Origin of the sequence: Ruegeria lacuscaerulensis (assembly GCF_013033355.1) — a bacterium.
In the GTDB taxonomy this organism is placed as follows: domain Bacteria; phylum Pseudomonadota; class Alphaproteobacteria; order Rhodobacterales; family Rhodobacteraceae; genus Ruegeria; species Ruegeria lacuscaerulensis_A.
The window spans coordinates 15,005-28,344 of sequence record NZ_WQDY01000016.1 but is presented as its reverse complement, the minus strand read 5'-3'; the positions used below and the strand labels follow the sequence as shown (position 1 = coordinate 28,344).

Sequence of the window (13,340 nt, the reverse complement as noted above, 5' to 3'; positions counted from 1 at the left end):
CATCCCGGCCTGCGCCATCAACCTTAACCTTTTACAAGGAGACCCCGATGTCGATTACTGCCGCTGAAAAAGCACGCGTCATGAAAGAATTCGCAACCAAAGAAGGCGACACCGGTTCGCCTGAAGTCCAGGTTGCTATCCTGACCTCGCGCATCACCACCCTGACCGAGCACTTCAAGACCCACAAAAAAGACAACCACGGTCGTCGCGGTCTGCTGAAAATGGTCGCCCAGCGCCGTAAGCTGCTGGACTACCTGAAAGGCAAGGAAGAGGCCCGTTATCAGGACCTGATCAAAAAGCTGGGCATCCGCCGCTAAACGCTTCTTGCAACAGGCTTGAAACCGGATATTTCCGATTTGAACGCCCGCCAATTTGGTGGGCGTTTTATTTGTGGCTTTACGAGTTCGGCGGCAACGTCACGGCATAACGCCAGTAGCACTCGGTGGTGTCAACCGCGAGGGGCTTTCTTTCCGTCGGTGATGACCGATCAAATCTCCGCTTTGTAGTGCGCTAGAAACATTGCGATGCAGTCATCCATAATTTCTCTTGGCGTTGGGTTCTCACCAAGAAAGAACTCTGGCCAGAAAAAGAAGTTTTTCGCGAGCGCCAGGAGTTGGTTAGTTGCGAAGACCGGATCGGCTTTGCGGATCACGCCTGCGTCCATGGCTTCTTCGATCAACCGCGTCATCGGGTAGTCGTGGGTTTCGGTCTCTGTGAAAAAACTTCGGGACCGGTCGAGGTCACGGATCAACTCTGACAAGACCATACGATTTAAGCCGATCGCCGTCTCTTCCGTTATGATGGCGATATACTTCCACAAAGCATCCCTCAATTGCTCAACAAAGTCGCGCTCTGGATCGTAGGAGACCGGCTCCATGCTCCGGTTCTGTTCCAACATGATCTCTGAAATCGCGTCAAACAGCGCCTCCTTGCTTTCGAAGTGATTGTAAAGCGTGCGACTCGATACGTTCGCTTTTTTGGCAATGGAGGTGGTCTTCGCCCCCAGAAACCCCTGTTCCTTGAACTCATCGATGGCTGCGTCGATGATATCTTTCCGTTTTTTTTCAGTACGTTTCACGGTTTTCACCTCAAAAGTAAAATTACTTGTTTACAATCATCACATCCTCTCATAAGTAAACTTTATATTTTACTTTTGCAAGGCAATGTGCCTTCCAACCCAAGAGGACCTGGATCATGGCTACCAAAACTTTCACTGCTGGCAAAAACCAAGTGACCTTCAAATCCTTTGGCGTGGATTTGGCAGGTGATCTTTACCTGCCAGAAGGCTTTGATGAGACAAAGACCTACAAGGCCATCGTAGGGGCCAGCCCCTTCCCGCAGGTAAAGGACCAAATTCCGGCAACCTATGGGCCAGAAATGGCGTAACGCGGCTTCATCTATCTTGGCTTCGATTATCTCGGCATGGGCGACTCCCCGGCGCTTCCGGGCGAACACAAACAGTCGCGCTATAACTTCCGCCTGATCGAAAACACATGGGACGCGGTATCCTATTTGGGCACGTTACCCTTCGTTGAGGTAATCTACGGCCTCGGCGTCTGTCAGGGTGGTCAGACCATTGCATCGGCAGCGGTGACCGACCACCGCATCAAGAAAATTGCGATGGTCTCGGGCATGATGGCCTAAGACGCGTTCCAGTGGACCGACCGCGACATGGTCGACCAGATGATCGAGGCCGCAAACGCCTCGATGCAAAAGCAATATGAGACCGGCGAACCAGACTTCGTTGCCCCCTTCGGCCTAAACGACGAGATGTCCCGACAAGACTTCATCGACCTTGGAATCAACCCAATGGCGGGGGAAACTTACGACTACTACGGACGTGACGGTGCCAAAGGCCCGGTTGCGGTTCCAAACTACACCAACATGCATATTGGCGATCAGCCCATGCAGTCGCTGTTCTCGATTTGTGAAGCCTACGCCGACAAGATCACGCAATCGTCTCTGACTATCTACGGCACAACTGCTGTCACTGCGATTTGCTCAACGGCCTTCATCGAGAAGCTGACTAACGAGCACGAGGAAGTAGCTTTTGACGAGTTCAGCCATGTAGACTTCTACTACAAGCCCGAAGCTGTGAAAGCATCGACCGATGCCGTTGCAGAGTTCTTCAACAGATGAACCAATGAGGCAGAGGTCACAGGTTAGGCTCTGGCTATCTTACCGAAAGTCGGCCCTTTGGCTGTAGCGCAGCAATTGTTAAAATGGGTCCTTAGTCGACGGTCACTTTCGAAAAAAATGCCCGCCAAAGGGCGGGCATTTCGCTTTTTTGACTGCTCCCGGTCTTACATCTTGGCCTTTTCCGATTTCAGTGCCAACCACAGGCAGTAGCACATCATCAGAACGACCAGCGTGAACGGGATACCGGTTGACACCGCCGCGCCCTGCAGGGCCGACAAACCGCCACCCAGCAATAGGGCAATCGCCACCAAACCTTCAAGCGTACACCAGAACACGCGCTGGATCACTGGCGCATCCATCTTGCCACCCGCCGTGATCGTGTCGATCACCAGCGAGCCCGAGTCCGACGAGGTGACAAAGAACACCACGATCAGAACCAGTGCGATGGGGGCCACGATCGAATACAACGGCAACTCTTTCAGGAAGCCGAACAGCGCGCCCTCGGGCGCATAGCTGTCGATCACCGTGGCGCGGACGCCTTCGGCGCCGCCTGCGTTCAGCATGTCGATGGCCGCTCCGCCAAAGGTCGACATCCAAAGCGCGCAGACTGCAGTAGGTGCCAGCAGCGCACACAGGATGAACTCGCGAACCGTGCGACCCTTGGAGATGCGGGCGATGAACATGCCCACGAACGGAGACCACGCAATCCACCAGGCCCAATAGAAAGTCGTCCAGCCATGGAAATAACTGGTATCTTCACGCCCGAACGGGTTGGACAAGGCCGGTAGGTGCGTCACGTAATCCACCATGACGTTTAAATACCGCGCGATGGCGGTTCCGACGCCGGTGACGACGATCACAAAGATGAACAGACCTACGGCCATGATCATATTGATCTCGCTCAGCCGTTTCACGCCGGCATCCATGCCCATCAGGACCGAGCCCAGAGCGATCAGCGTGATGCCGATGATCAGCAGGACAACGACGGTCGGGCTGGGTTCGATGCCGAACACCTCATTCAACCCGGCTGCAACCTGCTGCGCACCCAGACCCAGGGATGTGGTCAGGCCGAACAGCGTGGCAAACACCGCCAGAGTGTCGATAATGTGACCCCACCAGCCCCAGACGCGTTCGCCGAGGATCGGGTAGAAGGCCGACCGTAGGGTCAACGGCAGGTCCAGATTATAGGCAAAGATCGCAAGGCTCAGGCCCACGGCAGCGTAAACTGCCCAGCCTTCCAGACCCCAGTGGTGGATCGTACCCACAACGCCCGCGTATTCATTGCCCGGCACAGCGATATCAATGCCCAGCGGTACGGCGTTGCCGCCCTCGGCGAAGTTGTAATAAACCGGCTCCATCACGCCAAAAAACAGCAGGCCGATACCAATACCGGCCGCGAACATCATCGCGATCCACCCGGCATAGGAATAGTCTGGCTTGGCGTCCTTACCGCCAATGCGCACGCTGCCCACAGGCAGAACGATCAACACCAGACAGAACAAGGTTATGGCGTCCACCGACAAGACAAGGAACCAGTCAAACGTGCTGGTTAGCCATGGCCTGAGCCACCCAAAAAACGTTGCGGCTGCCTCTTGGTTGGCCAGAGCGATCAGGACGAACGCAAAGATCAGGATGCTTGAGATCAAAAAGACCGGATTGTGTATATCCAGACCGAACGGGCGAACGTTGTCCTGCCCCAATTCGTATTCTGTTTCAAAGTCATAGATCCTTGGATCGGGATCCAGCATTTTCTTGGTTTGAGCCATTCGAAGCCCCTCTGTCCGCTAGGTGCAAACGCCAAGGTAGTCGGTCGGCTGACGGACAAGAATATCGTACCCCCTTGGCGTCGTTCCGTCTTTTCGACCGCGGGTTCAGTGCTAACAGCCTACACGCAAAGCAATATTTCCCAAAATGCATTCTTTTGGACGAATGTTAGCGCAATAAATCAATGTGCAATCCTGCAATTATTGCAAGCCGGTTACCCCCGCCTCTTTCAAAAATCACTCAGTAGGCTAGGCTCTCAATCCTGAATTTGACTTAAACCATTTTGACCATTCGCCTCCGATCAACGCCAGCATATACTTAGCCGAATTGAGGACTCTAATGCGCCTTTCATTCTATTTTGCCATAATGTTAACAACTGCCTGCTCCGCTGACCTGCTCTCACCCGAGGCTCTGTCTTCGAAAGTCGCTCAGGCATCGACTTCAGAATTGTGCGGTGCCTACTTTCAGCCGCAAACCACCTCCCGCGGTAAACTCATGATCGAAGCAGAACTGGCCGAGCGCGGGGTAAACCAATGCACTTTGGGCAACTACGGTCAATTCAGTGTGTCGACGGCTGGGAAGACAATCTATTCAAGGTCCGACGCGCCCAGCGTAGACACATATGATTGCAGCGACTTTCCAACCGGCGCGGCGGCTCAGAAGTTCTTTTTGGCTTCTGGTGGTCCGGTTTCCGACCCTCATAATCTTGATGGAGATGGCGACGGCCTCGCCTGCGAGTGGGGCACGCAAATCCGAAAGATATCGACATACCGCCGACCCACGCCCGTCGTCAGGCGAACCTACTCCAAATGCTATACAGGTCCACGGGGCGGGACCTACACGATAACGGCAAGCGGCAACAAGAATTACGACGGCTGTTTACCCAAACGCCCTCGGCTGCCTTATCCCTTCCCTTTGACACCAATCTCATGTATGCGCGCGGGTATCTGAGACGTTGTGCCCTGACCCTGGCACTCGAATGGAAGATAAATGGGGTCGGCGGCAATGGGGCCGCCATGCAAACCGGAGACCCGCAGGGGCGGGAGTGCTCCGTTCTAGGATACGCATATGTTTGATGTAACTAAGAAATCTATGCAGTGGGGCGAAGAGACGCTGACACTGGAAACCGGCAAGGTTGCCCGTCAGGCCGACGGCACCGTGATTGCCACGCTGGGCGAAACCAGCGTCATGGCCAACGTGACCTTTGCCAAGAGCCAAAAACCCGGTCAGGATTTTTTCCCGCTGACCGTCCACTACCAAGAGAAATACTACGCCGCCGGTAAGGTTCCGGGCGGCTTCTTCAAGCGCGAGGCGCGCCCGACCGAGAAAGAGACGCTGACCGCGCGTTTGATCGACCGTCCGATCCGCCCGCTGTTCGTTGACGGCTTTAAAAACGAAGTTCTGGTGATGTGCACCGTGCTGTCCCACGATCTGGTCAACGATCCCGACATCGTGGCGATGATCGCGGCCTCGGCTGCTCTGACCATTTCCGGCGCGCCGTTCATGGGCCCGATCGCCGGCGCCCGTGTTGGTTTCGTGGATGGCGAATATGTCCTGAACCCGACCGTGGACGACATGCAGGACCTGCGCCTGAACCCTGAACAGCGTCTGGATCTGGTTGTGGCCGGCACCAAAGACGCCGTGATGATGGTGGAATCCGAAGCTTATGAGCTGTCCGAGGCTGAAATGCTGGGTGCCGTGAACTTTGCGCACGCGCAGATTCAGCCGGTGATCGACCTGATCATCGGTCTGGCTGAAGACGCCGCGAAAGAGCCGTTTGAATTCGAAGCTCCCGACTATGCGGACCTGTATGCCGCTATTGCTGCAGCCGGTGAAGAACAGATGCGCGCCGCCTTCGCGATCACTGACAAGCAAGAGCGCACCGCCGCTGTTTCTGCTGCCCGCGAAACCATCAAGGCAGCCCTGACCGAAGAACAGCTGGAAGACGCCAACCTTGGCTCGGCGATGAAAAAGCTGGAAGCCGGTATTCTGCGCGGTGACGTCGTCAAAGGCGGCAAGCGGATCGACGGTCGTTCGACCACTGATATCCGTTCGATCGTGGCCGAAACCTCGATGCTGCCGCGTACGCACGGTTCCGCCTTGTTCACCCGTGGTGAAACGCAGGCGCTGGCCGTGACCACCCTGGGCACCGGTGATGACGAGCAGTTCATCGACGCGCTGCACGGCAACTTCAAATCGAACTTCCTGCTGCACTACAACTTCCCCCCCTATTCGGTTGGTGAAGTTGGCCGCGTGGGTGGCCCCGGTCGTCGTGAGATCGGCCACGGCAAGCTGGCATGGCGCGCCCTGCAGGCGGTTCTGCCTGCGGCGACCGACTTCCCCTACACGATCCGTATCGTGTCCGAGATCACCGAATCCAACGGATCGTCCTCGATGGCGTCGGTCTGCGGCGGCTCGCTGTCGATGATGGATGCGGGCGTTCCGCTGAAAGCACCGGTTGCCGGTGTGGCCATGGGTCTGATCCTGGAAGATGACGGCAACTATGCCATCCTGTCGGACATTCTGGGTGACGAAGACCACCTGGGCGACATGGACTTCAAAGTGGCGGGTACCGAAAACGGCATCACCTCGTTGCAGATGGACATCAAGGTCGCAGGCATCACGCCCGAGATCATGGAAAAAGCTCTGGCCCAGGCCAAGGACGGCCGGATGCACATCCTGGGTGAGATGGGCAAAGCCCTGTCCGAGACCAACGAATTCTCGGTCCACGCGCCGCGCATCGAAACCATGAACATCCCCACCGACAAGATCCGCGAAGTGATCGGTTCGGGCGGCAAGGTCATCCGCGAGATCGTCGAGGTTTCGGGCGCCAAGGTCGACATCAACGACGATGGCGTGATCAAGATCGCCTCACCGGACGGAGAGTCGATCCAGAAGGCCTATGACATGATCTATTCGATCGTGGCCGAGCCGGAAGAAGGTCAGATCTACACCGGTAAAGTGGTCAAGATCGTCGACTTTGGCGCCTTCGTGAACTTCTTCGGCAAGCGCGATGGTCTGGTCCACGTGTCCCAGATCGAAAACCGCCGCCTGAACCATCCCTCGGATGTTCTGAAAGAAGGTCAGGAAGTGAAGGTCAAGTTGCTGGGCTTTGACGACCGCGGCAAGGTTCGCCTGTCGATGAAAGTGGTCGATCAGGAAACCGGTGAAGAGATCGTTCCCGAAAAGAAAGAAAAGAAAGAAGACGCGGAATAATCCATCGCTCTTTCCCATGATGAAGGCCCCGGTGGAAACGCCGGGGCCTTTTTCGCTATAGGCAACAGCTTTTCGCCATAACCGTTTCCAGGACGCAGGTCTTAAACCCCGCAGTCGCGAAGGTCGTGCACTTGCTTATTGAATGAAATACTTGATGCCAAAATATGGCCCATGCTGGTCGACGTCATAGGCAAATTCTCCGGAACTCAGCGTGTCACTGTAGTCGACGCTAAAATACCGATATCCAAAAGTAAGCGCCGTGTTTTCCCACGGCTGATAGTCGAATCCAACATTTGCGCCAATTTGGAGGTCGTTACCTCCTGTACCGAAGCCGCCAAGCTCAACCGATGCAATTCCGGTCCATTTTTGGTTCAGCCGCCACATGCCGCGTGCGCCAAAGACAGGTTCGATCCAATTCTGATCCCCGCCTAACACAGGTGGGCTTACCGGACCTGGGTTTGTCAGCTCAATTTCCTGGCGAATAGAGTTGTATCGCAGCCCGCCCTGCAGGTCGATTACATAGCGTTTCTTGCTGTCACCATATGTGCCGTCCATGACCCGGAACGCGCCAAGAACACTAAACCACTTTTGGCGTACATCGACATCAAGGCGCGCGCGCAAAGGGCTGGGCAATGTGGTATCCTGCTCTATGCCGACATAGTTGGCGTCAACTATGATCCCAAAGTTCCCATTCCATGCCTCATACCGGCCTGAAGCCGCGAACTCGAGCACGTCCAGCACGTCTCCGATATCCAGATCAAGCTCTACTGATTGCCCCGCAACAGTGGATGTCCCGGTGGTACGCAGGGGTGCAAACAGGAAGACCGAAGCCGCGTGTCGCCACCCCCTCTCATCCTGTCCCAGTGGGGGCAAAGATTGAGCGCGAGCAGGCGCAGGTGTTGCGACTAGCGCCGTCGCAAGCGCCACGGCAACGAGTAATTGCAGATGTTGCATGGAAGTTTCCTTGGAATTTAGCCGCTTTTAACTTTCAAACCGCTGTTCGACCCTGGTTCCCAGATTGTCGGGCAATCAGAAGCGCGCCCGATCATTGCCGCTTCGCAAACGGCAACACCGGGGCCGTAAGTTTTACCACCCTGCGGACGATAACCAACCGACCAGGCGCCCTCTTTCCAGAAGCTGAGTGCCTTGAGCTCTATTCTGGCCGAGCTCCTGCCACCAAGCGACGAGCCCTTATCTAAACCACGCGATTTTGGGCGATCGGGACGGCGGCGGCCAATTTGCCACCGCCCTGCGTTTGTCACTGCCAGCTGGCGAAAATCTCTCGGGTCAATTCGCTCTCGGGACGCAGGTTCTCGATCCCTTCATAGGGGATACCTTTTCCAAGCGGCAGATGCGGATGTTCGGCAATGGTTTTCTGATGACGCTTTACCATGTCCTGGAAAGACGCCCCCGACCACAACGAATACCCGACAAGCGGATGCTCTTCCCGTGGATCGCGGTAAACGTTGAACACAGGCGCTGCAGCGCCGGGTTGACCGGGGGCAGCCAGATGCATCTTGAACTCTTGCTTGACCACCGAGCGTAATACCGGCCCTTCGTAAACATAAACATAGTCGCGGCGGGAATTACCCTCGCCTTCAAGCAACAGCGCGGTCTGGTCGATCCCGTCAATCACACGGTCGCGCGGAATTTGGTCAGTCGCACCTGCAATGCGCGCGAAGGTTGTGAACAGATCCGAGACATGCACGATGTCGCCCGCCGCGCTGCCCGGCTTAATTGCACCGGGCCACCGGATGAACGCATCCGTGCGCACACCACCTTCGAGGTGTTGGGTCTTGCCCCCGCGATAGATCAACTGGTTCAGTCCCGAAGTACCCTCGTAATGATACATCAAGCCGTTATCAGCCATAATCATGACAACGGTGTTGTCCGCCTCACCCGTTTCATCCAGTTTGTCCAAAACTTCGCCGATCCAGCCATCCAGAACCTGCAACTTGTCAGCATGGAACCCACCATTTCTTGAAACGGCTTGATCAGGATAAGCAAAATTCAGCGGGTAAAGCGGCCAGTATTGCATAAAGAACGGGGAATCCTGCGCGGCCAACTGCTCTAACTGCTCCAATGCCTGACGCTGATAGCGCAGGTTCATTTCTTCATATTTCGCCTGTGTCCATTCCTCGCCGGGCGCCATGTCGACTTCCCGAGCAATCCCACCGGCCTGGCCTTCAACCCCAGTTACAAGGCCGTACGGCTTGAAACGCTGATCCAACTGGAACTGGTTGGACTGCCCCGACGGATGAAAGCCGAGCATATTGTTGGCCACCATTGCATCCCGTGTCATCAGGCTAAGTTGGACCTGCTGATGCAACGGAAATGCCGCCCAGTCAAAACCCTGATTATGCGGATAAGCTTCCTCGATGTCGCCCTGATGCCACTTCCCGACATGCGACGTGTTGTATCCTTTTTCTTTCAGAATTTCAGCGATGGTAACTTCTTCAGCCGCAAGCCCCTCGCCGACCAGCGCGACTTTGACCTCTTCCACGCCCGCACGCACGGGATGACGACCGGTCAACATCGCCGTTCGTGTCGGAGTGCAGGATGGCTCGGTATACATTCTCATCAACGACATACCTTCCGTGGCAAAGTCGTTGATGTTGGGAGTATCGAAACCGGTAACGTAGTTCATCGTCCGGTTGCCCATCTGACCAAAGCTTACATCGTCAATCAAAATATATAGAAAATTGGGGGGTTGCCCGCCTTTGGCTTCGCGGATCTCGGCAAGTTTTGCTTCAATTTCCGCATCCTGAGCGTCCCATTCTTCGCCGAACTGCGCGCGAAGAAACTGAAACTCTCCATCATGAATGATGGGCGGCATGTCCTGAGCCAAACTGGCGCCAGCCATTAGCACCATGACCGAAGCATGTTGCAACAGTGATTTCATCGGTATCCCTTCCCCATTTTTGAATTACATCTTTCCTGCGCGCCGAAGCGCCTGAGCGATTTCACCCCGAAGACCGCTTAGGGTTTCGCGGATATCGCAGGTAATCTGATATGACCGACTTCCGGGTTCAGAATTCATTGACAGATGCTCCGCACACAAAAGCTGGTAGTCACGGCAAATCTCATCGAACACCGCATCCACGCGCCGAAGATCCGCAATGGCGGATCGGTGGTCGGGAAATTCTGAATCAAGAGAACAGCCTTTCAATTCTGACGCTCGTTTGTTGGATCGACATGGTTCCCAAACTGTTCGCGGAATTTTCTTCTCACAAAAGGTTTATCGGGGCATAATACGGTTTAATCATAGGTCCAACCTGCTGTAATAATGAAGATATCTGGAAATACATCACCGACTGTGAATAAGGACCAGACGCCGGACGCCAAAGATGTGCGGGCGGCGCTGCAGCGACTTGTCAAATCTTCCACCTTTGCGGGTTCGCAGCGACTACAGGACTTTCTGATCTATGTGGTCGAAGAGTCTCTGAGGGGCAGAGCCGATGATATCCGGGCGAAGACCATCGCTATGGATGTGTATGGGGGAACGATGTCCGAGATGGCGCGCCGTGAAAACGTTGTACGCGTGGACGCCGGTCGCCTGAGGCGCAAGCTGTCAGAGTACTATGCCGACGCTGGCCGGAATGAGGACACACTGTTCGACTTACCCAAGGGGGGGTATGCGCCTCAGATAACAGTAAGGGTACCCAGCGGGGGCATGCCTGACAGTCCAGTGGCGCCGCATATCAAGGCCCGCGCATGGCATCGTCCGGCCATTGGCGCAGCAGGGATTGTCGTTCTAGTCGGGTTCGCTACGGTACTTATGCTGACATCGCCCAAAAGGGACGCGCCGGGTCAATCAATGCTGGATGGCCTTAGCCCAGATGAGCGCAGCGCCATTTTCGATGCATCCCCAATGCGGCTTGAAGCTGTAAACCTCGCCAATTCAGGTCGGGATCTGATTTTTCCTGCCCTGGAGCCTGCACGGTTGAATGCCGCTCTGATCATGTTCGAAGGTGCAATCAAGAATGACCCCAGTTATTTCGGCGGATATGCCGGAGCTGCCCAGGTCGCCGCGACAATGGCAGTGGTTACACCGGATCCGGACCTGACCCGCGACATGCTTGCCTACGCAGACAGTCAGTCCCTAATGGCGCTCGAGCAGGCACCTGAAACAGGTTGGAGCCAAGCTGCCAAGGCGTGGGTTGAATTCGCTAAAGGCAATTGGCCAGAAGCCAAGAACTTTGCGGAGAGAGCGCGCCGCTTGGCCCCGAATGATGTGCACGTGCTGGAATTCGTCTCGCTGATCCTTCTCTATTCGGGCTCATTTGAGCACGTTGTTTCCATCAGCAAAGAGGCGCTCTCGAAAATCGATCTAGAGAGGGGATACGTGTTTCAAAATGCGATGGGGTCTGCAAAGTTCCACCTCAAGGATTACAAAGGCACAGTATCCACCTTCGAACACGTGGCCGAAAAAGGAGGCCCGGTTGGGCCCGTCTCGGTCGCTTACTTGATGGCGGCACATCAGATGCTGGGCAACGTCGCCGAAGCGCAGACCCTGTCAAAAAAACTTTCGCGCGAATGGCCCGAAAGTCGCGTTGATTTACTTTTTCAAAAACTGTTCGCTGATCCCAAACACGGCGAGGAACTCGGGCGGGCAATGAAAGACGCTGGTTGGGAGCCAAAAGGCTGACGGCTGAGCCCTAAACATTCAAGCGAATGTAGCCATGGTAAAATATTGGGCGGGAAAGGGAGCCAAGTCGCTTGGATACTCGTTCAATGCCGTTCGCTGCTGATGGCATGACAAGTCAGCCGCAGCAAAGCTGTGCCCCTGGTGATCTGCCACCCTAATCGTCCCTCGTTCTAATGTAGAGTTTGCTCAACCTTTTGAAGAATCAAACGGATGCGAAAGAGCTATTTCACGGAACCGCAAATCGTCGGCATGATCAAAGAACAGGACGCTGGGATGTCGACGGCGTCGTGCAAACCACTCAAATAAAATCGTTATTTTCCAATCAAAAGTGCACTTCGATGAACGAAATTCAAGCCCAACAAGAAGGATGCAAGGTCACTGACAATTACTTGGGATTAGTTCAGCGATCTTCCTGCCGAGCATTTAAAACCACTAGTTGGTGCAATCTTGTGGTGAGCACAAAAACCTCGATCGACATTGGCACCGAGATGGTCAGGCCCGCCCCTTCACCAAATTTCTATAAGCTGACGGTGACATTCCTGACCATTTTCGGAAGGCCCTCGAAAACGCAGTGGGGTCTGCGTAGCCAAGCCGCAGTGCGGTCTCACTAACGGACTTTCCTGCTGGACCCAGCAGCTTCTTTGCTTCTTCCAGTTTGACGCCAGATATGACCTGAGAGGCCGATTGCCCGTAAGGGGCCAGCCGATTGTTCAATGTCTCCCGGTGGAAACCGCACAGGCGCGCCAGTTCGTTTACACCAAATCCTGGTTCGCCAAGATGAATTCGGATCAGGCCCTGAAGCCCGGTTAAGAAATCTTGAGGCGCATGCTGCTCGGGGGTAGCGCCTGTCTGGTCTGACGGGTTTTCCAGTGTTTCCGATAGCAACTGATGGCTCAGCCAGATTGAGGGAAACCTGATCGAAAATCCCTGTGGGCTGCACTTGATGGCTTGAACACCATGAAAGTGCCTAGGTAGCACGTCTGGTTCGCTTACCCGTAAAATGATTTGGCTCGGATCCCACCTGAAATCTATAACCCGGTGCAGTAGTGATATCCAAATGCTCGCCAGAAATGCGTCGGTCTGTCCGGGGGAAACCGAAATGTTGAAGTTCCGCTTGGCACTGAAATAAGCATGCTCGCCTTCCACTAGCAGCGATTGCGTGACAGCGTTGGATTCTTTCGAGACGGCTTGAGTGTAGCGCGTAAAGAAGTCGCCCAGCGTCAACGCCTCGGCCAACATGTCACCTAGAGGAAGAAACCGAACAAGGTCGATTGATTGACCAACTTGCGCGCAGAAGTCCGGCGATGTTGCGTCAGCGGCGGCCTGATGGATTTTATAAATCGTCTCGTGTGGCAAGAAATTCTGGCGATCCATCACTTGGGATTCGCTTACGCCCAGAGGGTCTAGAACGAAGGACGGTTCAACACCGGCACCACGTAAAGCAGCTACCACGGGTGCAGCAACCGATGCCCGAACCAACGGCAAGGCCTTCTTTGTGTTTTGGTCAAATGCGTCCATGTCGCCCTCAAATATCATGAAGGTAACGACAGAAAGACAGTAAACACACAAAAAG

The 13,340-nt window shown here is 55.0% G+C and carries 13 protein-coding genes; 8 read left to right on the top strand and 5 right to left on the bottom strand.

Going from position 1 to position 13,340, the window contains the following annotated elements; translation table 11 throughout:
* Window positions 1-47 precede the first annotated feature (47 nt).
* Window positions 48-317 carry a 30S ribosomal protein S15 gene (rpsO, locus tag GOW48_RS20610; RefSeq protein ID WP_039528663.1) on the top strand — a complete coding sequence of 90 codons (270 nt, stop codon included), beginning with the start codon at window positions 48-50 and terminating at the stop codon, window positions 315-317.
* A 170-nt stretch (window positions 318-487) separates the two neighbouring features.
* On the opposite strand, the gene GOW48_RS20605 is transcribed toward rpsO, so the two are convergent.
* Entirely contained in the window at window positions 488-1,078 is a 591-nt protein-coding gene (locus tag GOW48_RS20605; RefSeq protein ID WP_170755976.1) for a TetR/AcrR family transcriptional regulator, read from the bottom strand.
* Between the two features lie 116 nt (window positions 1,079-1,194).
* Here GOW48_RS20605 and GOW48_RS22340 point away from each other — a divergent pair, with 116 nt between their 5' ends.
* Genes GOW48_RS22340 through GOW48_RS22330 form a run of 3 tightly spaced genes read left to right on the top strand, consistent with a single transcriptional unit; the run spans window position 1,195 to window position 2,139 of the window.
* On the top strand, window positions 1,195-1,386 hold the full coding sequence (locus tag GOW48_RS22340) for an alpha/beta hydrolase family protein (RefSeq protein WP_214648696.1): 192 nt from the start codon (window positions 1,195-1,197) through the stop codon (window positions 1,384-1,386).
* A gap of 36 nt (window positions 1,387-1,422) precedes the next feature.
* On the top strand, window positions 1,423-1,644 hold the full coding sequence (locus GOW48_RS22335) for a hypothetical protein (RefSeq protein ID WP_214648695.1): 222 nt from the start codon (window positions 1,423-1,425) through the stop codon (window positions 1,642-1,644).
* 27 nt (window positions 1,645-1,671) lie between these two features.
* Window positions 1,672-2,139: an alpha/beta hydrolase family protein gene (locus tag GOW48_RS22330; RefSeq protein ID WP_214648694.1), complete on the top strand. Its 468-nt coding sequence runs from the start codon at window positions 1,672-1,674 to the stop codon at window positions 2,137-2,139.
* A 164-nt stretch (window positions 2,140-2,303) separates the two neighbouring features.
* Here GOW48_RS22330 and GOW48_RS20595 read toward each other — a convergent pair whose 3' ends face one another.
* Window positions 2,304-3,905 carry a BCCT family transporter gene (locus GOW48_RS20595; RefSeq protein WP_170755975.1) on the bottom strand — a complete coding sequence of 534 codons (1,602 nt, stop codon included), beginning with the start codon at window positions 3,903-3,905 and terminating at the stop codon, window positions 2,304-2,306.
* A gap of 337 nt (window positions 3,906-4,242) precedes the next feature.
* Here GOW48_RS20595 and GOW48_RS22825 point away from each other — a divergent pair, with 337 nt between their 5' ends.
* Together GOW48_RS22825 and pnp are read left to right on the top strand one after the other, a co-directional pair.
* Window positions 4,243-4,854: an excalibur calcium-binding domain-containing protein gene (locus GOW48_RS22825; RefSeq protein WP_414478924.1), complete on the top strand. Its 612-nt coding sequence runs from the start codon at window positions 4,243-4,245 to the stop codon at window positions 4,852-4,854.
* A gap of 117 nt (window positions 4,855-4,971) precedes the next feature.
* A complete protein-coding gene (gene pnp, locus GOW48_RS20585; protein WP_170755974.1) occupies window positions 4,972-7,119 on the top strand; it encodes a polyribonucleotide nucleotidyltransferase in 2,148 nt (715 codons plus the stop codon).
* A gap of 135 nt (window positions 7,120-7,254) precedes the next feature.
* Here pnp and GOW48_RS20580 read toward each other — a convergent pair whose 3' ends face one another.
* Together GOW48_RS20580 and GOW48_RS20575 are read right to left on the bottom strand one after the other, a co-directional pair.
* The gene (locus GOW48_RS20580) at window positions 7,255-8,073 is read right to left on the bottom strand and encodes an outer membrane protein (RefSeq protein WP_170755973.1); all 819 of its coding nucleotides are present in this window, start codon (window positions 8,071-8,073) and stop codon (window positions 7,255-7,257) included.
* Window positions 8,074-8,377: 304 nt separating this feature from the next.
* Entirely contained in the window at window positions 8,378-10,021 is a 1,644-nt protein-coding gene (locus tag GOW48_RS20575; protein WP_170353692.1) for a sulfatase-like hydrolase/transferase, read from the bottom strand.
* Window positions 10,022-10,131: 110 nt separating this feature from the next.
* On the opposite strand from GOW48_RS20575, the gene GOW48_RS20570 reads away from it, so the two are divergent.
* Together GOW48_RS20570 and GOW48_RS20565 are read left to right on the top strand one after the other, a co-directional pair.
* On the top strand, window positions 10,132-10,371 hold the full coding sequence (locus GOW48_RS20570; RefSeq protein WP_170755972.1) for a hypothetical protein: 240 nt from the start codon (window positions 10,132-10,134) through the stop codon (window positions 10,369-10,371).
* Window positions 10,372-10,435: 64 nt separating this feature from the next.
* A complete protein-coding gene (locus GOW48_RS20565) occupies window positions 10,436-11,767 on the top strand; it encodes a tetratricopeptide repeat protein (protein ID WP_170755971.1) in 1,332 nt (443 codons plus the stop codon).
* A gap of 492 nt (window positions 11,768-12,259) precedes the next feature.
* Here GOW48_RS20565 and GOW48_RS20560 read toward each other — a convergent pair whose 3' ends face one another.
* Window positions 12,260-13,285, bottom strand: a complete 1,026-nt coding sequence (locus tag GOW48_RS20560) for a helix-turn-helix domain-containing protein (RefSeq protein WP_170755970.1) — start codon at window positions 13,283-13,285, stop codon at window positions 12,260-12,262.
* Window positions 13,286-13,340: the final 55 nt, after the last annotated feature.

What these genes read in the sequence shown, in the direction of transcription:
- GOW48_RS20595 (WP_170755975.1), bottom strand. Translation starts at nt 3,905, where the DNA reads ATGGCTCAAACCAAGAAAATGCTGGATCCCGATCCAAGGATCTATGAC.
- GOW48_RS20575 (WP_170353692.1), bottom strand. Translation starts at nt 10,021, where the DNA reads ATGAAATCACTGTTGCAACATGCTTCGGTCATGGTGCTAATGGCTGGC.
- GOW48_RS20570 (WP_170755972.1), top strand. Translation starts at nt 10,132, where the DNA reads ATGACCGACTTCCGGGTTCAGAATTCATTGACAGATGCTCCGCACACA.
- GOW48_RS22825 (WP_414478924.1), top strand. Translation starts at nt 4,243, where the DNA reads ATGCGCCTTTCATTCTATTTTGCCATAATGTTAACAACTGCCTGCTCC.
- pnp (WP_170755974.1), top strand. Translation starts at nt 4,972, where the DNA reads ATGTTTGATGTAACTAAGAAATCTATGCAGTGGGGCGAAGAGACGCTG.
- GOW48_RS22340 (WP_214648696.1), top strand. Translation starts at nt 1,195, where the DNA reads ATGGCTACCAAAACTTTCACTGCTGGCAAAAACCAAGTGACCTTCAAA.
- GOW48_RS20580 (WP_170755973.1), bottom strand. Translation starts at nt 8,073, where the DNA reads ATGCAACATCTGCAATTACTCGTTGCCGTGGCGCTTGCGACGGCGCTA.
- GOW48_RS22330 (WP_214648694.1), top strand. Translation starts at nt 1,672, where the DNA reads ATGGTCGACCAGATGATCGAGGCCGCAAACGCCTCGATGCAAAAGCAA.
- GOW48_RS20560 (WP_170755970.1), bottom strand. Translation starts at nt 13,285, where the DNA reads ATGGACGCATTTGACCAAAACACAAAGAAGGCCTTGCCGTTGGTTCGG.
- rpsO (WP_039528663.1), top strand. Translation starts at nt 48, where the DNA reads ATGTCGATTACTGCCGCTGAAAAAGCACGCGTCATGAAAGAATTCGCA.
- GOW48_RS22335 (WP_214648695.1), top strand. Translation starts at nt 1,423, where the DNA reads ATGGGCGACTCCCCGGCGCTTCCGGGCGAACACAAACAGTCGCGCTAT.